Origin of the sequence: Umezawaea beigongshangensis, assembly GCF_016464305.1 — a bacterium.
Lineage (GTDB): Bacteria > Actinomycetota > Actinomycetes > Mycobacteriales > Pseudonocardiaceae > Umezawaea_A > Umezawaea_A beigongshangensis.
This window is the reverse complement of the sequence record NZ_JAEIOJ010000017.1, coordinates 40528-61548: the sequence shown is the minus strand read 5'-3', so window position 1 is coordinate 61548 and position 21021 is coordinate 40528. Positions and strand designations below refer to the sequence as shown.

At 72.5% G+C, this 21021-nt stretch carries 19 protein-coding genes; 11 read left to right on the top strand and 8 right to left on the bottom strand.

What is annotated here, in order from left to right; genetic code table 11:
• Positions 1-47 precede the first annotated feature (47 nt).
• The 6 genes from IMZ35_RS27935 to whiA all read left to right on the top strand — a co-directional run bounded on the left by IMZ35_RS27935 (position 48) and on the right by whiA (position 5983).
• Entirely contained in the window at positions 48-470 is a 423-nt protein-coding gene (locus tag IMZ35_RS27935) for a Rieske (2Fe-2S) protein (protein ID WP_307868918.1), read from the top strand.
• 71 nt (positions 471-541) lie between these two features.
• Positions 542-1018: a Rieske (2Fe-2S) protein gene (locus IMZ35_RS27930; protein ID WP_199444189.1), complete on the top strand. Its 477-nt coding sequence runs from the start codon at positions 542-544 to the stop codon at positions 1016-1018.
• 69 nt (positions 1019-1087) lie between these two features.
• Complete coding sequence (gene uvrC, locus IMZ35_RS27925; protein ID WP_199444188.1) at positions 1088-3100, top strand: excinuclease ABC subunit UvrC; 2013 nt, start codon at positions 1088-1090, stop codon at positions 3098-3100.
• Positions 3101-3126: 26 nt separating this feature from the next.
• Complete coding sequence (gene rapZ / locus IMZ35_RS27920) at positions 3127-3984, top strand: RNase adapter RapZ (RefSeq protein ID WP_438816910.1); 858 nt, start codon at positions 3127-3129, stop codon at positions 3982-3984.
• Between the two features lie 8 nt (positions 3985-3992).
• Positions 3993-5006 (top strand): gluconeogenesis factor YvcK family protein, encoded by a 1014-nt coding sequence (locus IMZ35_RS27915; RefSeq protein WP_199444216.1) that lies wholly within the window; start codon positions 3993-3995, stop codon positions 5004-5006.
• Positions 4997-5983, top strand: coding sequence for a DNA-binding protein WhiA (whiA, locus tag IMZ35_RS27910; RefSeq protein ID WP_199444186.1), 987 nt, complete (start codon positions 4997-4999; stop codon positions 5981-5983). Before IMZ35_RS27915 ends, whiA begins: the two co-directional genes overlap by 10 nt.
• Positions 5984-6033: 50 nt before the next feature.
• On the opposite strand, the gene hisG is transcribed toward whiA, so the two are convergent.
• On the bottom strand, positions 6034-6933 hold the full coding sequence (gene hisG, locus IMZ35_RS27905; protein WP_307868915.1) for an ATP phosphoribosyltransferase: 900 nt from the start codon (positions 6931-6933) through the stop codon (positions 6034-6036).
• Between the two features lie 304 nt (positions 6934-7237).
• Here hisG and gap point away from each other — a divergent pair, with 304 nt between their 5' ends.
• The 5 genes from gap (at position 7238) to IMZ35_RS27880 (ending at position 11036) form a co-directional block, all read left to right on the top strand.
• Positions 7238-8242 carry a type I glyceraldehyde-3-phosphate dehydrogenase gene (gene gap, locus IMZ35_RS27900; protein WP_199444184.1) on the top strand — a complete coding sequence of 335 codons (1005 nt, stop codon included), beginning with the start codon at positions 7238-7240 and terminating at the stop codon, positions 8240-8242.
• 26 nt (positions 8243-8268) lie between these two features.
• Complete coding sequence (locus IMZ35_RS27895) at positions 8269-9477, top strand: phosphoglycerate kinase (RefSeq protein WP_199444183.1); 1209 nt, start codon at positions 8269-8271, stop codon at positions 9475-9477.
• A complete protein-coding gene (tpiA, locus tag IMZ35_RS27890; RefSeq protein ID WP_199444182.1) occupies positions 9477-10265 on the top strand; it encodes a triose-phosphate isomerase in 789 nt (262 codons plus the stop codon). Before IMZ35_RS27895 ends, tpiA begins: the two co-directional genes overlap by 1 nt.
• Positions 10266-10351: 86 nt before the next feature.
• Positions 10352-10585, top strand: coding sequence for a preprotein translocase subunit SecG (gene secG, locus IMZ35_RS27885; protein ID WP_199444181.1), 234 nt, complete (start codon positions 10352-10354; stop codon positions 10583-10585).
• A 106-nt stretch (positions 10586-10691) separates the two neighbouring features.
• Complete coding sequence (locus tag IMZ35_RS27880) at positions 10692-11036, top strand: RNA polymerase-binding protein RbpA (RefSeq protein WP_199444180.1); 345 nt, start codon at positions 10692-10694, stop codon at positions 11034-11036.
• A 76-nt stretch (positions 11037-11112) separates the two neighbouring features.
• Here the strand turns inward: IMZ35_RS27880 and IMZ35_RS27875 are convergent, their stop codons facing one another.
• The 7 genes from IMZ35_RS27875 to tkt all read right to left on the bottom strand — a co-directional run bounded on the left by IMZ35_RS27875 (position 11113) and on the right by tkt (position 20717).
• Positions 11113-12294: a sensor histidine kinase gene (locus IMZ35_RS27875; RefSeq protein ID WP_307868913.1), complete on the bottom strand. Its 1182-nt coding sequence runs from the start codon at positions 12292-12294 to the stop codon at positions 11113-11115.
• A gap of 275 nt (positions 12295-12569) precedes the next feature.
• A complete protein-coding gene (gene pgl, locus IMZ35_RS27870; protein WP_199444178.1) occupies positions 12570-13349 on the bottom strand; it encodes a 6-phosphogluconolactonase in 780 nt (259 codons plus the stop codon).
• Positions 13346-14311, bottom strand: a complete 966-nt coding sequence (gene opcA / locus IMZ35_RS27865) for a glucose-6-phosphate dehydrogenase assembly protein OpcA (RefSeq protein ID WP_199444177.1) — start codon at positions 14309-14311, stop codon at positions 13346-13348. The genes pgl and opcA overlap by 4 nt, the downstream gene beginning before the upstream one ends.
• Positions 14308-15870: a glucose-6-phosphate dehydrogenase gene (zwf, locus tag IMZ35_RS27860; RefSeq protein ID WP_199444176.1), complete on the bottom strand. Its 1563-nt coding sequence runs from the start codon at positions 15868-15870 to the stop codon at positions 14308-14310. The genes opcA and zwf overlap by 4 nt, the downstream gene beginning before the upstream one ends.
• On the bottom strand, positions 15870-17483 hold the full coding sequence (locus IMZ35_RS27855) for a phosphoglucose isomerase-related protein (RefSeq protein WP_199444175.1): 1614 nt from the start codon (positions 17481-17483) through the stop codon (positions 15870-15872). The genes zwf and IMZ35_RS27855 overlap by 1 nt, the downstream gene beginning before the upstream one ends.
• A 2-nt stretch (positions 17484-17485) precedes the next feature.
• Complete coding sequence (gene tal / locus IMZ35_RS27850) at positions 17486-18607, bottom strand: transaldolase (protein WP_199444174.1); 1122 nt, start codon at positions 18605-18607, stop codon at positions 17486-17488.
• Positions 18608-18620: 13 nt separating this feature from the next.
• Complete coding sequence (tkt, locus tag IMZ35_RS27845) at positions 18621-20717, bottom strand: transketolase (protein WP_307868912.1); 2097 nt, start codon at positions 20715-20717, stop codon at positions 18621-18623.
• Positions 20718-21021: the final 304 nt, after the last annotated feature.

Here is a 21021-nt window from a genome sequence, read left to right as displayed (position 1 = left end):
CCCGTCACACTGGGACGCCGGACGCGAGATCACGCTGGAGGTGCGAGGTGCCGGACGGCATCACCCGCAGGACGGCGCTGTGCGCGGCGGCCCTCGGAGCCCTGACGTCGTCGCTCGCGGCGTGCGGCTCCGCGGCGCCGCGCCGGACCGGGGGAACGGGGACCGCGAAGCCGGGGGACCGGCTCGCCGGGCTGGCCGACGTGCCCGTGGGCGGCGGCGTGCTCGTCGACGTGCCCGGCGACGCCCAGCTGCTGCTCGTGCGCCCCGAGGAGGACGTCGTCCGCGCCTTCGACCCGACGTGCCCCCACGCGGACACGCTCGTCGGGCCGCCCTCGGGCGGGGTGATCACCTGCCCGACCCACCGCAGCACCTTCGACCCGGCGACCGGCGCGGTGCGGCGCGGCCCCGCGACCGGCGGGCTCGCCGAGGTCCCCGTCACGACGTCGGGGCAGGACGTGCTCCTGGGGTGAACCGGATCGTGCGGAGATGCGTAGTTGGCGGTGTACTCGGACACCCCACCACCACTCCGCGGAGGATTCGGTTGACTTCCACCGAGAGCACCACCCAGCCCAACCGCAGGTCCGTCCTGTGCGGCCTCGCCGCGGCCGTCGCGGTCCCCGGCGGTCTCCTCGTCGCCTGCGGTGACTCCGGCTCCACCGGCGCGGCGAGGACCTCGGCCGCCGGCGGCACCAGCGCCGCCGCTCCCACCGGCGGGGGCGCGGCCAGCGGCCTGGTCGCGCTGGCCGACGTCCCCGTCGGCGGTGGCGTCGTGGTCGACGGCCCCAGCGGCGACAAGCTCGTCGTCACCCGCGTGTCGGACACCGAGGTCAAGGCGTTCGACGCCAGCTGCACCCACCAGGGCGTGCTCGTCGGCGAGCCCGCCGGCGGCACCATCAGCTGCCCGGCGCACGGCAGCCAGTTCGACGCCACCAGCGGCGGCGTGAAGAAGGGACCGGCGACGAAGCCCCTCACCGAGGTGCCCGTGGCCGTCGACGGGGACCAGGTCGTCCTCGCCTGACGGCTGGTGACGGGGGCGGCGGGTCGGGCTCCACGATCGGGTGTCGGTGCTCGCACGTAGGCTTGAGCCGTGGCCGACCCGTCGACCTACCGTCCCCCACCCGGCACGATCCCGGACGCCCCCGGTGTCTACAAGTTCCGCGACGCCAACCGCGGGGTCGTCTACGTCGGCAAGGCCAAGAGCCTGCGCAGCAGGCTCAACTCCTACTTCGCCGACCTCGCCGGGCTGCACCCGCGCACCCGGCAGATGGTGACGACCGCGGCGAGCGTCGAGTGGACCGTGGTGAGCACCGAGGTCGAGGCGCTCCAGCTGGAGTACAACTGGATCAAGGAGTTCGACCCGCGGTTCAACGTCCGCTACCGCGACGACAAGTCCTACCCGGTGCTCGCGGTCACGCTGAACGAGGAGTTCCCCCGGCTGCACGTCTACCGGGGCCCGCGGCGCAGGGGGGTCCGCTACTTCGGCCCCTACGCCCACGCCTGGGCGATCCGCGAGACCCTGGACCTGCTGCTGCGGGTCTTCCCCGCGCGCACCTGCTCGTCGGGGGTGTTCAAGCGGCACGCCCAGATGGGGCGGCCGTGCCTGCTCGGCTACATCGACAAGTGCTCCGCGCCGTGCGTCGGCAGGGTGAGCCCCGAGGAGCACCGGGAGATCGTCGGCGACTTCTGCGACTTCCTCGCCGGCCGCACCGACGCGATGGTCAAGCGCCTGGAGCGGGAGATGAACGCCGCCGCCGAGGAGCTGGAGTTCGAGCGCGCGGCCCGGCTGCGCGACGACCTCGGGGCGCTGCGCCGCGCGCTGGAGAAGCAGGCCGTCGTCCTCGGCGACGGCACCGACGCCGACGTGGTCGCCTTCGCGCAGGACGAGCTGGAGGCATCCGTCCAGGTCTTCCACGTGCGCGGCGGACGCGTGCGCGGTCAGCGCGGCTGGGTCGTGGACAGGGTCGAGGACGCCGACACCCCGACGCTCGTCGACCAGTTCGTCACCCAGTTCTACGGTCTGCAGGCCGAGAGCGCCGACGTGCCCGGCGTGGAGACCACGCTCGTGCCGCGCGAGGTGCTCGTCCCCGAACTGCCGGCGGACGCCGCGGTCCTGGAGGGGTGGCTGTCGGACCTGCGGGGCTCCCGCGTGCAGCTGCGCGTCCCGCAGCGCGGCGACAAGCGCGCGCTGATGGAGACCGTCGCGCGCAACGCCGCCGAGGCGTTCACCCAGCACAAGCTGCGCAGGGCCGGTGACCTCACCGCGCGCTCCGCCGCGCTCCAGGAGCTCCAGGAGGCGCTGGAGCTGGACACCGCGCCGCTGCGCATCGAGTGCACCGACATCAGCCACGTGCAGGGCACCGACGTGGTCGCCTCGCTCGTGGTGTTCGAGGACGGCCTGGCCCGCAAGTCCGAGTACCGGCGGTTCGCGATCCGCGAGGGGGCGCAGGAGGGCGACGTCGCCTCCATCGCCGAGGTCGTCCGCCGCCGCTTCCAGGCCTACCTGCGGGAGACGGCGAAGGACGCCGCCGCCGAGGTGGTGCCCGACGCCGTTCCGGTCGGCGCCACCGCCGACGGCGCCGCGCCCGCCGGCTCACCGCCGGGCATCGACCTGGAGACCGGCCGGCCGCGCAAGTTCGCCTACCCGCCGAACCTGCTGGTCGTCGACGGCGCGGGGCCGCAGGCCAGCGCGGCGGCCGACGTCCTCGCCGAGCTGGGCGTCACCGACGTCGCGGTGGTGGGGCTCGCGAAGCGGCTGGAGGAGGTCTGGCTGCCCCACGACCCGGACCCGGTGATCCTGCCCCGCACCAGCGAGGCGCTCTACCTGCTGCAACGGGTGCGCGACGAGGCGCACCGGTTCGCCGTCGCCTACCACAGGCAGAAGCGGTCCAAGCGGATGACGGCCTCGGCGCTCGACGACGTGCCGGGACTCGGACAGACCCGCAGGGCCGCCCTGCTCAAGCACTTCGGGTCGGTGCGCAAGCTGCGCGAAGCGACCGTCGAGGAGATCAGCGTGGTGCCGGGCGTGGGCCGGCGCACCGCGGAAGCCGTGCTCGCGTCGCTGACCAGCGGCACGGCCAGTAGCGAAGGGGAGACAACGTGAGTGCACCCGCCGGCGAGAAGTCCGGCATCGAGGTCGCGGTGGTGACCGGGCTGTCCGGCGCGGGCCGCAGCACGGCCGCCAAGTGCCTGGAGGACCTCGGCTGGTTCGTCGTGGACAACCTGCCACCCGAGCTGATCTCCACCATGGTGGAGCTGGGGGCCCAGGCCAGGGGCGCGATCACCAGGGTCGCGGTCGTCATGGACGTGCGCAGCCGCGCGTTCACCGAGGACCTGGCGGCCATCATCAAGGACCTGGACGCGCGGAGCTACAAGCCGCGCGTGCTGTTCCTGGAGGCCACCGACGACGTGCTGATCCGCCGCTTCGAGGCGGTCCGCCGCGGTCACCCGATGCAGGGCGACGGCCGGTTGGCCGACGGCATCGCCGCCGAGCGCGTCCTGCTCACGCCGCTGCGCGAGGAGGCCGACCTGGTCCTGGACACCTCCGCGCTGTCGGTGCACCAGCTGCGCGCGAAGATCGAGGACTCGTTCGGCTCGGAGACCGCGGCGCGCACCCGCGTCACGGTGCTGTCCTTCGGCTACAAGTACGGCCTGCCGATGGACTCCGACCTCGTCATGGACGTCCGCTTCCTGCCGAACCCGTTCTGGATCCCCGAGCTGCGCGAGCAGACGGGTCTGGAGCCGGACGTGCGCAACTACGTGCTCACCCAGGAGGGGGCGGACGAGTTCCTCGACCGCTACCACGAGCTGCTGCGGCTGATCGGCGCCGGTTACCGCCGCGAGGGCAAGCGCTACCTGACGCTCGCCGTCGGCTGCACGGGCGGCAAGCACCGCAGCGTCGCGATCTCCGAGGAGCTGGCCTCGCGCCTCGCCGCCGAGGACGGCATGGCCGTCAAGGTCGTCCACCGCGACCTGGGGCGGGAGTGACCGCTCCGCTGCGCGCGGTCGCGCTCGGCGGTGGTCACGGGCTGCACGCCACGCTGTCGGCCCTGCGCACGATGACCCCCGACGTCACCGCCGTCGTCACCGTGGCCGACGACGGGGGGTCGTCGGGCAGGCTGCGTCGCGAACTGGGCCTGCTCCCGCCGGGCGACCTCCGCAAGGCCATGGTCGCCCTCGCCGGGAACGACGACGGCGGACGGCTGTGGTCCGAGCTGTTCCAGCACCGCTTCGGCGGCACGGGCGCGCTCGCCGGGCACGCCGTGGGCAACCTCGTGCTCGCCGGGCTGCTGGAGCAGCTCGGCGACCCCGTGGCCGTCCTCGACGAGGCGTGCCGGCTGCTGGGCGTGCGGGGCCGCGTGCTGCCGATGTCGACCGAGCCGCTGGACATCGAGGCCGACGTGACGGGCCTGGACGACGACATCGACGCCGTGCGCCGCATCCGCGGCCAGGTGGCCATCGCCACCACGCCGGGGTTGGTGCGGCGGATCAGGCTCAAGGGCGCGGGACCGCACCCGCTGGCGTGCGCGGAGGCGGTGCGGGCGGTGCGCGACGCGGACGTCGTGCTGCTCGGCCCCGGCTCGTGGTTCACCAGCGTGCTGCCGCACCTGATGGTGCCCGAGCTGCTCGACGCGCTGCTCACCACGAGGGCGCGCAAGGTCGTCGTGCTCAACCTCGTGCCGCAGCCGGGGGAGACCGCCGGATTCTCGCCGGAACGGCACCTGGACGTACTCTGCGAGCACGCACCGGGCCTGGAGGTGGACGCGATCATCGCGGACACCGACTCGGTGCCCGTGCCGGACCGGCTGCGCAGAGCGGCGGCGGCGCTGGGCGCCGCCCCGCACCTGTCGCGGATCGCGGCCGACGGAGCACCCGACCGGCACGATCCCGCGGCGCTGGCGGAGAGCTTCCGCCACGCGCTCGCCGAGCTGGACGCCGCGTCCCGCCCGGCGGCGGACCCGGCACACCGAACGAGTTCGAGCAGCAGTGGAGGCGACCCGTGGCGATGACCTCGGCGGTCAAGGACGAACTGAGCCGCTTGGCCGTCTCCAAGACCTGCTGCCGGCGTGCGGAGGTGGCGTCGCTGCTGCGCTTCGCCGGTGGCCTGCACATCGTGGCCGGGCGCGTGGTGGTGGAGGCGGAGCTGGACATGGCCTTCGCCGCCCGCCGCCTGCGCAAGGACGTCCACGAGCTGTACGGCCACCAGTCGGAGGTGTTCACCATCTCCTCCTCCGGCCTGCGCAAGGGCATCCGCTACGTGGTGCGCGTGGTCAAGGACGGCGAGGGACTGGCCAGGCAGACCGGCCTGCTCGACCCGCGGGGACGTCCCGTGCGCGGCCTGCCGGCCCCCGTCGTGTCGGGCGGGGTGTGCGACGCCGAGGCGGCGTGGCGCGGGGCGTTCCTCGCGCACGGCTCGCTGACCGAGCCCGGCCGCTCGTCGTCGATGGAGGTCACCTGCCCCGGTCCGGAGGCCGCGCTCGCCCTGGTGGGCGCTGCGCGCCGGATGGGCATCCAGTCGAAGTCCCGCGAGGTCCGCGGCGCGGAGCGCGTGGTGATAAGGGACGGCGACGCGATCGGCGCGATGCTGACCCGGCTCGGTGCGCACGACAGCGTGATGGCGTGGGAGGAGCGCCGGATGCGCCGCGAGGTGCGGGCGACGGCCAACCGGCTCGCCAACTTCGACGACGCGAACCTGCGCCGCTCGGCGCGCGCTGCGGTGGCGGCCGCGGCCCGCGTGGCCCGCGCGCTGGAGATCCTCGGCCCGGAGGCGCCGGACCACCTGGCGGCCGCCGGTCACCTGCGTCTCGCCCACCGGCAGGCGTCCCTGGAGGAGCTGGGTCAGCTGTCCGACCCGCAGATGACGAAGGACGCGGTCGCCGGTCGCATCCGGCGGCTGCTCGCGATGGCGGACAAGCGCGCCAAGGAGCTGGGTCTGCCGGACACCGAGTCGGCCGTGACCGCGGAGATGCTGGAGGCCGAGGTCTGACGGTGCCGCCGGTGGGCGCGGGGATCGCTCCCGCGCCCACCGGCGACCGCTCAGCAGCGGTGGACGAGCTGGGCGAGCCGCACGGAACGAGCTCCGGCGGACGCGAGCTGTCCCATGAGGACGCCGGCCGCGTGGTGCGGCACGGTCGTGTGCACGGCCACCCAGTCCGGGTCGGCCAGCGGTTCCACGGTCGGCGCGGCGATGCCGACGCACACCTCGCGAGCCACCTCCAGCAGGTCGCGGTGGCAGTCGCAGAGCAGCGTCGAGACGCACTGCGCGAACACCACGTCCAGCAGCGCTCTCGTGAAGCGCTCGCGGGCCGGTGACGCGGCGGCTCCGGCCCGTTCCACCAGCACGGCCTGCGAGGTGCAGATCGGCGGGCCGAACGGCGTGAGACCGTGGGCGCGCAGGGTGTCGCCGGTGACGACGCCGTCGGCCACGACGTCGGCGACGCCGAGCACGACCGCGGCCTCGACCTTGCCGTTGATCATGATCACGTCGGCGGTGATCCCGCGCTGCGCGAGGTGCGCGGCGACCAGTCGCGGGTAGGTGGTGGCGATGCGCTTGCCCGCCAGGTCGCGCACCTGCCAGTCCGCGTCGGCCGGGCCCGCGTAGCGCAGCATGGTGTGGCCGAACCCGAGCGCCTGGATCGTCCGGACCGGCTCACCGGAGTCCAGGGCGAGGTCGCGCGCCGTGATGCCCAGGTCGACGGCCCCCTGGGCGACGTAGCAGGCGATGTCCCGGTTCGGCAGGAAGAAGAACTCGACGTCGTTCGCCGGATCGGCGACTCGGCGTTGAGCGGGGTCGGTGCGCTGTCCGAGATCGAAGCCGGCTTCGGCGAGGAGCGCGGATGCGAGAGGTGCCCACTTTGACCCCATGGGCACTGCAACACGAAGCGAGGTTCTGCCCTCCGTAGGTGAATCCGCGCGGTCGAAGGCTACCGCGTGCACGCCCCCGCTCCCGATCTTGCGTTCACCCCTTCGGACCGACGGGACCCTTTTGTCCTCCCAGCTGGCGGGATCGCGTCCCGATCCACCCACGACGTCCGGTTCGGGCCTCCCGAACAGATGCACCCGTCCGTGTCGGACCGTGGTGAGAGGGCTGGCCGGGAGCCGTCTTCTTTTTCGATCAAGAATTCTGATCGGTCCACGTGACCAGCACGGCAGGTCTGGGGATAGGGTGGCTACGGTTGTGTTACAGGCCCCATCCGTACGCCCTGGCGCCACTGCCAGTCGAGCATCGAGGAGACGCACCGTGACGGTTCGCGTAGGTGTCAACGGTTTCGGTCGCATCGGCCGCAACTTCTGGCGCGCCGTTCAGGCCAGCGGGCACGACATCGAGATCGTGGCCTTCAACGACCTCGGTGACGTCGCCACGATGGCCCACCTGCTCAAGTACGACAGCGTCCTCGGCCGTCTCGACGCCGAGGTCAGGGTGAACGACGAGGGCATCGAGGTCGACGGCACGACCATCAAGGCGCTCGCCGAGCGCGACCCCGGCAAGCTGCCGTGGAAGGACCTCGGCGTCGACGTCGTCGTCGAGTCGACCGGCTTCTTCACCGACGCCACCGCCGCGCGCAAGCACGTCGACGAGGGCGGCGCCAAGAAGGTCATCATCTCCGCGCCGGCCAAGGGCGAGGACCTGACCGTGGTCCTGGGCGCGAACGACGACCAGTACGACGGCTCGCAGACGGTGATCTCGAACGCCTCCTGCACCACCAACTGCCTCGCGCCGCTGGCGAAGGTCCTGCACGACGCGTTCACCATCGAGCGCGGTCTCATGACCACGATCCACGCGTACACCCAGGACCAGAACCTCCAGGACGCGCCGCACAAGGACCTGCGCCGCGCCCGCGCCGCCGCCCTGAACATCGTGCCCACCAGCACCGGCGCGGCGAAGGCCATCGGTCTGGTGCTGCCCGAGCTCAAGGGCAAGCTCGACGGCTACGCGCTGCGTGTGCCCGTGCCCACCGGCTCGGCCACCGACCTGACCGTGACCGTCGGTCGCGACGTCACCCTGGACGAGGTCAACGCCGCGTACAAGGCCGCCGCCGACGGCCCGCTGGCGAAGTACCTGCGCTACAACACCGACCCGATCGTGTCGTCCGACATCGTCACCGACCCGGCGTCGTGCATCTACGACGCGCCGCTGACCAAGGTCATCGGCAACCAGGTCAAGGTCGTCGGCTGGTACGACAACGAGTGGGGCTACTCCAACCGCCTCGCGGACCTCGTCGCGCTCGTCGCCTCCAAGCTCTGAGCACACCCCAGAGGATCAGGGACTCGATGAAGACTCTCAGCGACCTCCTCGCCGAGGGCGTGTCCGGTCGGCGCGTGCTCGTGCGCGCCGACCTCAACGTCCCCCTCGACGGCGACACCATCACCGACGACGGCCGCGTGCGCGCGTCGGTGCCCACCCTCTCCGCCCTGGCGGAGGCGGGCGCCCGCGTGATCGTGGTGGCGCACCTCGGCCGCCCCAAGGGCGAGCCGGACCCGAAGTTCTCCCTCGCCCCGGTCGCCGCGCGGCTCGGCGAGCTGCTCGGCACGGAGGTGGCGCTCGCCTCCGACGTGGTGGGCGACTCCGCGAAGTCCGTGGTCGAGGGGCTGGCCGACGGCGGCGTGGCGCTGCTGGAGAACATCCGCTTCGACGCGCGCGAGACGAGCAAGGACGCCGCGCAGCGCGGGGCGCTGGCCGACGAGCTGGTCGCGCTGACCGGTGAGGACGGCGCGTTCGTCTCCGACGGCTTCGGCGTCGTGCACCGCGCGCAGGCCTCGGTCTACGACGTCGCGACGAAGCTCCCGCACTACGCGGGCGGCCTCGTGCTCGCCGAGGTCGAGGTGCTCCGCAAGCTCACCGACGACCTCCAGCGGCCCTACGTGGTCGTGCTGGGCGGGGCGAAGGTCTCCGACAAGCTCGGTGTCATCGCCAACCTGCTCGGCAAGGTCGACCGGCTCCTCGTCGGCGGCGGCATGGCCTACACCTTCCTCAAGGCCCAGGGCCACGAGGTCGGCAACTCCCTGCTCCAGGCCGACCAGCTGGACCAGGTCCGCGGCTTCCTCGCCGAGGCGCAGGAGCGCGGCGTCGAGCTGGTGCTCCCGGTCGACGTCCTCGCGGCCACCGGCTTCGCGGCCGACGCCGAGCACGAGGTCGTGGACGCGACGGCCATCCCGGCCGACCGGGAGGGCCTGGACATCGGCCCGAGGACCAGGGAGCTGTTCGCGAGCAAGCTCGCCGACGCGGCGACCGTGTTCTGGAACGGCCCGATGGGCGTGTTCGAGTTCGAGGCGTTCGCCGGCGGCACCCGTGCCGTGGCGGAGGCGCTCGTGGCCAGCGACGCGTTCACCGTCGTCGGCGGCGGCGACTCGGCGGCGGCCGTGCGGGCGCTCGGCCTGCCGGAGGACGGCTTCTCCCACATCTCCACCGGCGGCGGCGCGTCGCTGGAGTACCTGGAGGGCAAGGAGCTGCCCGGCGTCGCGGTCCTGGAGACCCCCTGATGGCGGCGCGCACGCCGCTGATCGCGGGCAACTGGAAGATGAACCTCAACCACTTCGAGGCCATCGCGCTCGTCCAGAAGATCGCGTTCTCGCTGCCGGAGAAGTACTTCGCGAAGGTGGACGTGGCCGTGCTGCCGCCGTTCACCGACATCCGCAGCGTGCAGACGCTGACCGACGGCGACAAGCTCCTGATCACCTACGGCGCGCAGGACGTCTCCCAGCACGACTCGGGCGCCCACACCGGTGAGGTGTCGGGCCCGATGCTCGCGAAGCTGGGCTGCACGTGGGTCGTCGTCGGGCACTCGGAGCGGCGGGAGCACCACCACGAGGACGACGCCCTCGTGAACCGCAAGGTCCGCACCGCCCTGAAGCACGGGATCAGGCCGATCCTGTGCGTGGGGGAGCAGCTCGCCGTCCGCGAGGCCGGTGAGCACGTCGCCCACGTCACCGCTCAGCTCGTCGCGGGGCTCAAGGGCCTCACGGCGGAGCGGGTGGCCGACGTGGTCGTGGCCTACGAGCCGGTCTGGGCGATCGGCACCGGCCGGGTGGCCGGAGCGGCCGACGCCCAGGAGGTGTGCGCGGCGATCCGTGCCACGCTCGCCGAGAAGTACGGCGAGGACGTCGCCTCGGCGGTGCGCGTGCTCTACGGCGGGTCGGTCAAGTCCGGCAACGTCGCCGAGCTGGTGGCGCAGCCCGACGTGGACGGCGCTCTCGTCGGAGGCGCGAGTCTCGACGCGGCCGAGTTCGCGAAGCTGTGCGCGCTGGCCGCCGGTGGTCCCCTTCCCTGATCGTCCAACTACTACCCACATCGTGGTCCACGTTCGGCAGCCGAACCGGTACTCTGTGGCGTCGACTGCCTGACAGCGAGGAAGAAATGATCCTGTTCCTGCAGATCCTGTTGATCGTCTCCAGCCTGCTGCTCGTGCTGCTCGTGCTGCTGCACCGCGGTCGGGGAGGCGGCTTGTCCTCGCTGTTCGGCGGCGGTATGCAGTCGAGTCTGTCCGGTTCCAGCGTCGTGGAGAAGAACCTGGACCGCCTGACGCTGTTCGTCGGTGCGATCTGGATCATCGCCATCGTGGGGATCGGGCTGCTGGTCAAGGTCAACTGACCCAGTTGGCCCTGGCCGGTCGATCTGGCACAGGCAGAAGTGGCCGGACGGCGGGCGACCGCCGGCCGATCGCTTGGGGCAACCACTTTGAGGGGTGTAGGGGTCGATGGCTGGTGGTAACGCGATTCGCGGTACCCGCGTCGGCGCAGGCCCGATGGGCGAATCGGAGCGCGGCGAGTCCGCGCCCCGGCGTCGGGTGTCGTACTGGTGCGCGAACGGGCACGAATCGCGCCCGTCCTTCGCGGTCGAGGCGGAGCTGCCGGAGATGTGGGACTGCCCGCGGTGCGGGCTTCCCGCCGGACGGGACGAGCAGGCCCCGCCCGCGCCTCCGCGCAACGAGCCGTACAAGACGCACCTGGCCTACGTGAAGGAGCGGCGCTCCGACGCGGACGGCGAGGCGATTCTCGAAGAAGCGCTGACGAAGCTGCGCAGGCAGCGCGAGGTGCCGTAGCTGCGGACCCTCGCACGACCGGAGGCCCGGCGCTCACCTCGGGGTGAGCACCGGGCCTCCGGTGCGTCCGGGGTGGTCAGCGCCCGCGGTCCGCGGCGGGCAGCGGGATCGTCACGCGCACCAGGAAGCCCCCGTCCTCGGTGCGGCCCGCCTCGAACGCGCCGTCCAGCAGCGCGGCCCGCTCCCGCAGCCCCACCAGGCCGTGCCCGCCGCCGGGCAGCGGAGCGGAGACCGCGCTGCCCGGAGCCCCGTTCTGCACCTCGACCCGCAGCGTCTCCTCCTCCACGGCCACCCGCACCGCCACCGCCGAGCCGGGGGCGTGCTTGCGGATGTTCGTCAGAGCCTCCTGGACGGTGCGGTACGCGGCGCCGGAGATCGCGCCCGGCAGTTCGCCCAGTGGACCCCGCACGGTCAGCGACACCGGCAGTCCGGCGGCGGCGACGAGCTGCGGCAGCTCCCCGACGCCTGGCTGGGGCGAGTCGTCGCCCGCGGTCGTGCGCAGCACGCTGACGAGCTGGCGCAGCTCGTCGAGCGTGCGGGTGCTCAGCGTGCGGATCGTGCCGGCCACCTGCTTGGCCGCGGGCTCGGTCGTGGAGAACCGCAGCGCCCCGGCCTGCAGGGCGATCAGGCTCACCTGGTGCGACACGACGTCGTGCATCTCGCGGGCGAGGCGGGCGCGCTCGTCGGCCCGGACCGCGTGCGCCTGGAGCCGCTGCTCCCGCTCGCGGCTGGCCGCCAGCTCGGCGATGTGCGCCGACAGCTGCTCGCGCACCGCGGCGAGCAGGCCGATCGCCACGGGCATCCCGGCCACGATGCACCCGTAGATCGCGTTGTGCAGGTGTCCCTGCCAGGGCAGGGCGGTGAACTCCTCCACCGGCCACAGGAAGAACCGGCAGAACCACACCAGGGCGGCGCCGACGAGGGTCCGCACGCCCAGGAGCTGCCTGCGCGCGACCGTGCCCAGCGCGATCATGGCCGCGAGCTGCGCCCAGCCCAGCAGGAAGCCGGGGACGGTCAGCAGCAGCACCGCGAACGGGAAGCGCCGCCGCAGCACGAGCGCGACGACGGCGGTGATCGACACCGCCCAGTTGTAGGGCTGCACGGGGACGTCGGTCAGCACCCGCAGCCACACGTCCAGCGCGGCGATGCCGATGGCCGCGACGTCCACCGCCACGTGCCGGAACCGCCCGAGCCTCGCCCACCGCCGCCCGGTGGCCGCGGCGACGCGTTCGGCGGACAGGCTCGACGGGCCGCCCACCACCTCGCTCGGACCTCCAGCTCGCCCCGCCACTCGCCGGTCGTCACCGTACTTCGCAGATGTCGCGGTTGACATGGCCGCCCCTCCCACCGGCGCACCTCACGTGCCCCGTCACTGGTCGAGACACCGCGAACCCGCCCACGGGACGCTTCCGAACCAGAACGCGGCACAAATGTGCGCGAGCACATGCCGCGGGTGGAGCGTTCGAGCGGGCCTCGACGCGGTCGAGGCCGCCTCCGCGGTGCGGAGACGGCCTCGACGGGCAGAACGACGGACTACGCCGTGGGAGGTGCGAACAGCGTGGGCACCTTCGCCGCGGCGGCCCGGTCCAGCAGCCACAGCGAGCGGCGGAGACCCCGTGCGCCCGCCGCGGGCAGGGAGACCTCGCCCGCTCCGGTGAGCGCCAGGGCCACCGCGGCGGCCTTGGCCTCACCCGTGGTCATCAACCACACCTCGCGGGCACGCCGGATCGCCGGCAGGGTCATGCTCACCCTGGTCGGCGGCGGCTTCGGGCAGTTGCGCACCGCCACGACCGTCCGCTCCTGCTCGTACACCGCGGGGGAGGACGGGAAGATCGAGGCCACGTGCCCCTCCTCGCCCACCCCCAGCATCAGCACGTCGAACGTCGGGACGGCGCCGTGGTCCTCCGGCTGCGCGGCGGCGGCGAGCACGTCGGCGTAGGCGTCCGCCGCGGCCTCCGGGTCGTCGCCGAACCTGCCGTCGGACGGCTCCACCGCGTGCACCCGCGCCGGGTCGACCGGCACGTGGTCCAGCAGCGCGGCCCGCGCCTGGGTCTCGTTGCGCTCCGGGTCCCCCGCGGGGAGGAAGCGCTCGTCGCCCCAGTACAGGTCGACCCGGCCCCAGTCGATCGCGTCCCGCGCCGGGCTGGCCCGCAACTGCTCCAGCACGGCCGTGCCGGTGCGGCCACCGGTCAGCACCACCGACGCCCACCCGCGAGCGGACTGCGCGTCGACGATCCTGGTCACGAGCCGTGCGGCGGTGGCCGCGGCCAGCACGTCACCGCCGTGGTGCACGACCACCTGGGCCTCGGTCACGACCCGGCCTCCGCCGGCTCCTGCGCCTCGGCGGAGGCGGTGTCGACCCGGACGATCTTGCCCAGGGCCTTCAGCGCCTCCTCGTAGACCTCGTCCGGGTCGAGCCTGCGCAGCTCCTCGGACAGGCAGTCCCGCACCTCGCGGCGTTGCAGCGCCACCCGGCGCGGCGGCTGCCCCTGCTGGGTCAGCGTGCCGACCTTGCCGTCCGGACGCGCCAGGTCGACCGGGCCGGACGGACGGCTCAGGTGCACGTCCACCATGCCCTGGCTGAACTTGGCGGTCGCCCTGCTGACCTCGATGTCGAGGTACGCGGCGAACCACGCGGCCAGCAGGTCGGTGGACGGCGAGTCCGCCGCACCGGTGACCCTGGCCGCGGTGACCCGCTCGTGGGGCGGCAGGTCCAGCGCCGCGGCGAGCATGGCCCGCCACGTCGTGAGCCGCGTCCACGCCAGGTCGGTGTCACCGGGCGTGTAGCCCGCACGACGCTGCTCCAGGGCCTTGATCGGGTCCTGCTCGGACGCGGCGTCGGTGATCCGGCGCTGCGCGAGCTGACCGATCGGGTCCTCGGCGGGCACCTTCGGCGCCTCGAACGGCCACCACGCCACCACGGGGGTGTCGGGCAGCAGCAGCGGGATGACGCAGCTCGCGCCCTCCTCGGCCAGCTCGCCGTAGATGCGCAGCACGATGACCTCGCTGGCGCCGGCGTCACCGCCGACGCGGATCTGCGCGTCGAGCCGGGGAGCGGCCTGGCGGGCGCCCCTGGCCACCACGATCACCCGGCAGGGGTGCTCGCGGCTGGCGTCGTTGGCCGCGTCCACGGCCTCCTCGGTGCGCTCGCCGTCCTCGGTCACGATGACCAGGTTCAGCACGCGCCCCAGGGTGACCGCGCCGCCCTCCTCGCGCAGGTGCACCAGCTTGCTGTTGATGCGCGAGGTGGTGGTGGAAGGAAGATCGATGATCACGGTCGCCTCCAGTGACGGCCGGTCCGGCCGAGCATCTCCGCGGAGGACGCGGGTCCCCAAGAACCGGCCTTGTACTTCTCCAGCGGCGGGGCGTCGCCCCTGCCCCACTGCTCCAGCACCGGGTCGAGGATCTCCCAGGACAGCTCGACCTCGTCGTTCTTCGGGAACAGCGAGGGCTCGCCGAGCAGCACGTCCAGCAGGAGACGCTCGTACGCCTCGGGGGACGACTCGGTGAACGCGTGGCCGTAGCCGAAGTCCATCGTGACGTCCCGGACCTCCATCGTGTTGCCGGGCACCTTCGACCCGAACCTGATGGTGACGCCCTCGTCCGGCTGCACGCGCACGACGAGCGCGTTCTGGCCGAGCTCCTCGGTCGCGGTGTCGTCGAACGGCAGGTGCGGCGCGCGCTTGAAGATCACCGCCACCTCGGTGACGCGGCGGCCCAGGCGCTTGCCGGTGCGCAGGTAGAACGGCACACCCGCCCAGCGCCGCGTGTTCACCTCGGCGGTGATGGCGGCGAACGTCTCGGTGTTCGAGTCGGGCGAGAAGCCGCCCTCCTCCAGCAGGCCGGGCACCTTCTTGCCACCCTGCCAGCCACCCGAGTACTGACCGCGCGAGCTGGTCTCCTCGAACGGCTCGGTGGGCCGCGTCGCCGAGAGGATCTTCACCTTCTCCGCGCGCAGGTCCGCCGGACGGAAGGAGACGGGCTCCTCCATCGCGATCAGCGCCAGCAGCTGGAGCAGGTGGTTCTGGATGACGTCGCGCGCGGCGCCGATGCCGTCGTAGTACCCGGCACGACCGCCCAGGCCGATGTCCTCGGCCATGGTGATCTGCACGTGGTCGACGTAGTTCGCGTTCCAGATGGGCTCGTAGAGCTGGTTCGCGAACCGCAGCGCCAGGATGTTCTGGACCGTCTCCTTGCCGAGGTAGTGGTCGATGCGGAACACCGACTCCTCGGGGAAGACGTCGTTGACGACCTTGTTCAGCTCCTTGGCGGAGGCGAGGTCGTGGCCGAACGGCTTCTCGATGACGACCCGGCGCCACTGACCGGGGACGTCCTCGGGAGGGGTCGCCAGGCCGGACCGCTTGAGCTGGTTCACCACGGTCGGGAACGCGCTGGGCGGCACCGACAGGTAGAACGCGTGGTTGCCGCCCGTGCCGCGCTCGCGGTCCAGGTCGGCGACGGTCTCGGCGAGCGAGTCGAACGCCGCGTCGTCGTCGAAGCTGCCCTGCACGAAGCGGATGCCCTCGGCGAGCCGGTCCCACACGGACTGCCGGAACGGCGTGCGGGCGTGCTCCTTGACCGCCTCGTACACCACCTCCATGAAGTCCTGGTCGGCCCAGTCGCGGCGGGCGAAGCCGACGAGCCCGAAGCCCGGCGGCAGCAGCCCGCGGTTGGCGAGGTCGTAGATCGCCGGCATGAGCTTCTTGCGCGACAGGTCACCCGTCACACCGAAGATCACCAGACCGCACGGTCCCGCGATGCGCGGCAGGCGCTTGTCGCGCGGGTCGCGCAGGGGGTTGCGCCAGTCCTCGGCGGCGGAGAACGTCAGGGGCATCAGTTGTCCTCCTGAATCGCCTCGACCAGCTGGGCGAGACCGGCCACCCGGTCGGTGAGGTGCAGCCGCAGCACGGGACGACCCCGCTCGCCGAGCACCTGACCGTCGCCGAGCGCCTGCGCGAGCTGGAGCGTCGACAGCGAGTAGGGACGCCCCGGCACCTCCAGGTCGTTCTCCGACGCACCGGTGAGCTGCAAGAACACGCCGTTCTGGTGACCGCCCTTGTGGTACTGGCCGGTCGAGTGCAGGAACCGCGGGCCCCAGCCGTAGGTGGTCTGCAGGTGCGTGCGCTTGGCCAGCTCGGGCCGCAGCAGCGCCACGGAGGCGTCGTCGAGCCGGTCGAGGTAGGCCTGCACCGACAGGTAGCCGAACTCCGGCGCGGCGGCGACGAGCGCGGCCAGCGCGCCCGCCACGGTCGTGACGCCGTCGGGCAGCCAGTCGCCGCTGGGGTACACCTCGACCGGGCCCTCGGTGAACGCCGGGGTGACCGGCTCCGCCGACGGCGCGTCGAGCAGCGAGCGGGCGGCGTTCTTCGCGGCCTCCACGTCCGGCTGGTCGAACGGGTTGATGCCCAGCACGCGGCCCACCAGCGCGGTCGCGTACTCCCACACCTGGAACTGCGCGCCGAGCTTGCCCTCCACGGCCACCGCGGAGGCGCCCGTGGCCGGGCCGATGGCGGCGGTGGTGGCGTCGCCGCGGGCGTCCACGAACCCGGGAGCACCCGGACCCTCGACCGCCACGGGCAGCAGGCCGGTGCCGTTCTTGCCGGTCGACTCGGCGATGAGCTGCTCGGCCCAGTCGGGGAAGCCCGTGATGCCCGAACCGCTGTCGGCCAGCACGATCTTCTCGGCGCCGCGGGCGTGCGCCGCGCCGAACACGGCGGCCAGCACGATCGCCGGGTTGTCCGGCGAGTCGACCGACACGAGCTCGGCGGCCGCGGCCGCGTCGTCGAGCAGTTCGGTCAGGTCCGCGCCGGCCAGCCCGGACGGCACGAGGCCGAAGGCGGTGAGCGCGGAGTAGCGGCCACCCACGTTCGGGTCGGCCAGGAACACCCTGCGGTAGCCGGCCTCGCGCGAGGCCGCCTCCAGCGGGGAGCCGGGGTCGGTCACGACGACGATCCGCGACGCGGCGTCGATGCCCGCGTCGGTGAACGCCTTCTCGAAGATCCGGCGGTGGCTGTCGGTCTCCACGGTGCCGCCGGACTTCGACGACACCACGATCACCGTGCGCGCGAGGTCGCCCGCGAGCGCGTCGGCCACCTGGGCGGGGTCGGTGGTGTCCAGCACGACCAGGGGCACGCCCGCGGTCGCGGTGATCACCTCGGGCGCGAGCGACGAACCGCCCATGCCCGCGAGCACCACGCGGTCGACGCCCTCGGCGTGCAGCTCACCGCGCAGCGCGGTGATCTCGTCCACCAGGGGACGGGACGTCTCGTGCAGTCGCGTCCACGCGAGGCGGATCGACGCCTCGGGTTCTGCCTCGGGACCCCACAGGGTGGCGTCCCCCGCGGTCAGCCTGCTGGCCGCCCGGTCCCCGACCAGGCCGGACACCACGGTGTCGACCTGGTCGGAGTTCGGCGTGCGCACGATCTCGACAGAGATCACGTCGCTCATCGTCAGTTCTGGCCCTTCGCATCGTCGAGCTGGCCCTTGACCGTCTCCAGCAGCTCGGCCCAGGACTTCTCGAACTTCTCCACGCCCTCGTGCTCCAGCGCGGCGAACACGTCGTCGAGGTCCACACCGGCGGCGAGCAGGTCGTCGAAGACGCCCTGCGCCTCCTCGGCCCTGCCGCTGACGGTGTCGCCGGTGATCTCGCCGTGGTCGGCGACCGCGTCGAGGGTCTTCTCCGGCATCGTGTTGACCACGCCGTCCACGACGAGCTGGTCGACGTAGCGGGTGTCGGAGTAGTTCGGGTCCTTCACGCCGGTGGAGGCCCACAGCGGACGCTGCGCGCGAGCACCGTCGGCGACCAGCGCCTCCCAGCGCGGGCCGGTGAAGGTCTCCTCGTAGGCGGCGTACGCCAGCACGGCGTTGGCGATGGCGGCCTTGCCGCGCAGCTCGGCCGCCTCCGGGGTGCCGATCGCCTCCAGCCGCTTGTCGATCTCGCTGTCGACGCGGGAGACGAAGAACGACGCCACCGAGTGGATCGTGGACAGGTCGTGGCCGTTGGCCTTCGCCTGCTCCAGACCCGCGACGAACGCCTCCATCACGTCGCGGTAGCGGTCGGTGGAGAAGATCAGCGTCACGTTCACGCTGACGCCCTCGGCGAGGGTGCGGGTGATGGCGGGCAGACCCTCGACGGTGCCGGGGATCTTGACCATCACGTTGGGACGGTCGACGGTCTTCCACAGGTCGAGCGCCTCGGCGGCGGTCTTCTCGCCGTCGCGGGCCAGCCTGGGGTCGACCTCGATCGAGACGCGGCCGTCCACCCCGCTGGTGCGGTCGTGGATGTCGCGGAACAGGTCGCACGCGTGGCGCACGTCGCTGGTCGTGATCTCGCGGACGGCGGCGTGCACGTCGGCGCCGCGCTCGGCCAGCTCGCGGACCTGCTGGTCGTAGGCCTCGCCCCTGGACAGGGCGGTCGCGAAGATCGTCGGGTTGGTGGTCACGCCCACCACGTTCTTGTCGGCGATCAGCGAGGCGAGGTTGCCGCTGTTCAGCCGCTCGCGGGACAGGTCGTCCAACCAGATGGAGACACCGGCCTCGCTCAGCGCGGCCAGCGGGGACTTGGAGGTCACAGGTACGTCTCCCTTACTTCTGGGCTGCTCGCGCGATGGAGCGCCGCGCCGCGGCGACGACGTTCTCGGTGGTGAAGCCGAACTCGCGGAAGAGCGTCTGGTAATCGGCGGAAGCGCCGAAGTGCTCGATGGAGATGATCTCACCGGCGTCGCCGACGAAGCGGTGCCACGGCTGGGCGATGCCCGCCTCCACCGCGACCCGCGCCTTCACCGAAGGCGGGATCACCTGCTGGCGGTACGCCTCGTCCTGCTCGTCGAACCACTCGACGCACGGCATGGAGACCACACGGGTTGCAACGCCCTCGGCCTCCAGGACCTTCCGCGCCTCGACGGCGATCTGCAGCTCGGAGCCCGTGGCGACGAGCACCAGCTCGGGCTCGCCGTTGCCGGCGTCGGCCAGCACGTAGCCGCCCTTCGCGACGCCCTCGTAGGACGTGCCCTCCAGGACGGGGAGGTTCTGCCGGGTCAGCGCCAGGCCGATCGGGCCCTCCAGGCGCTCCATGCGCGCCTTCCAGGCGGCCGCGGTCTCGTTCGCGTCGCCGGGACGGACCACGGACAGGCCGGGGATGGCGCGCAGCGCGGCGAGGTGCTCGACCGGCTGGTGCGTCGGGCCGTCCTCGCCCAGGCCGATGGAGTCGTGGGTCCACACGTAGGTGACCGGGGACTTCATCAGCGCGGCCAGGCGGACCGCCGGGCGCATGTAGTCGGAGAACACCAGGAACGTGCCGCCGTAGGGGCGGGTGGGGCCGTGCAGCGCGATGCCGTTGAGGATCGAGCCCATCGCGTGCTCGCGGACGCCGAAGTGCAGCGTGCGCCCGTACGGGTTCGCGCTCCACTCCTTCGTGGAGGTGTCGGACGGGCCGAACGAGTCGGCGCCCTTGATCGTCGTGTTGTTGCTCTCGGCCAGGTCGGCCGAACCGCCCCACAGCTCCGGCAGGATCGGGCCGAGCGCGTTGAGCACCTCACCGGATGCCTTGCGGGTCGCGACGCCCTTGGGGTCGACGTCCCACTTCGGCAGCGCGTCCACCCAGCCCTCGGGCAGCTCGCGGTTGTTCATGCGGTCCAGCAGCGCCTTGCGCTCCGGGTTCGCCTGCACCCACGCGTCGAACTTCTTCTGCCACTCGGCCTTCGCGCGCTCGCCGCGCCCGATCACCTCGCGGGCGTGTGCGAGGACGTCCTCGTCGACCTGGAAGGTCCGCTCCGGGTCGAAGCCCAGGACCTTCTTGACCTCGGCGATCTCGTCCTCGCCCAGCGCGGCGCCGTGCGCCTTGCCCGTGTTCATCTTGGTGGGCGCCGGGTAGCCGATGATCGTGCGCAGCAGGACGAACGAGGGACGCTCGGTCTCCGCCTTGGCGGCCTTCAGGGCCTCCAGGACGCCCGTGACGTTCTCGCCGCCCTCGACGACCTGCACGTGCCAGCCGTACGCCTCGTAGCGCTTGGCGGTGTCCTCGCTGAGGGCGATCGCGGTGTCGTCCTCGATCGAGATCTTGTTGTCGTCGTAGATCACCGTGAGGTTGCCGAGCTTCTGGTGCCCGGCGAAGGACGACGCCTCGGCCGTCACGCCCTCCTCGATGTCGCCGTCGGAGGCGATGACGAAGATGTCGTGGTCGAAGGGGCTCTCGCCGACGGGCGCGTCCGGGTCGAACAGGCCGCGCTCGCGGCGGGCTCCGGCGGCCATGCCCACGGCGGAGGCGAGACCCTGGCCCAGCGGGCCGGTGGTGATCTCGACGCCGGGGGTGTGCCGGTGCTCGGGGTGACCCGGCGTGCGCGACCCCCAGGTCCGCAGCGCCTTGAGGTCGTCGAGCTCCAGGCCGTAGCCGGACAGGAACAGCTGGATGTAGAGCGTCAGGCTGGAGTGACCGGCGGACAGCACGAAGCGGTCGCGACCGATCCAGTCGGCGTCCGCCGGGTCGTGCCGCATGACGCGCTGGAACAGGGTGTAGGCGACGGGCGCCAGGCTCATCGCCGTACCGGGGTGACCGTTGCCGACCTTCTGCACCGCGTCAGCGGCGAGGACGCGCGCGGTGTCGACCGCGCGCTCGTCGAGCTCGGTCCAGTCGTCGGGCAGGTGGGCCTCGGTCAACCGGGTGATGTCGTCGGTGACGGACACGGACACAGCTCCACTCTCACGTAGGCGGGCCGCCTCCGGAGTCCGTGGTGTCGCACGCATCATCTCGATCGATACCGATGACCCGTGGATTGCGACGCCTGCCGTCCGGTCCGACCCGCGGTTTTTCCCTCGTCCACCAGTCAGCCTAGTCCCGTGGCGCACGCCACGTGATCCGCAGGGCGACGGCCGGCCTGTGCGTGTCGGCACACCGCTCGCGCGGAATGCCGTGCAGGTCACAGCAGTACCCCGAGAGGCTGAGCTGCGGACTCCCGATTACCATCAGTACCCGGTTCGGGTGAGGAGT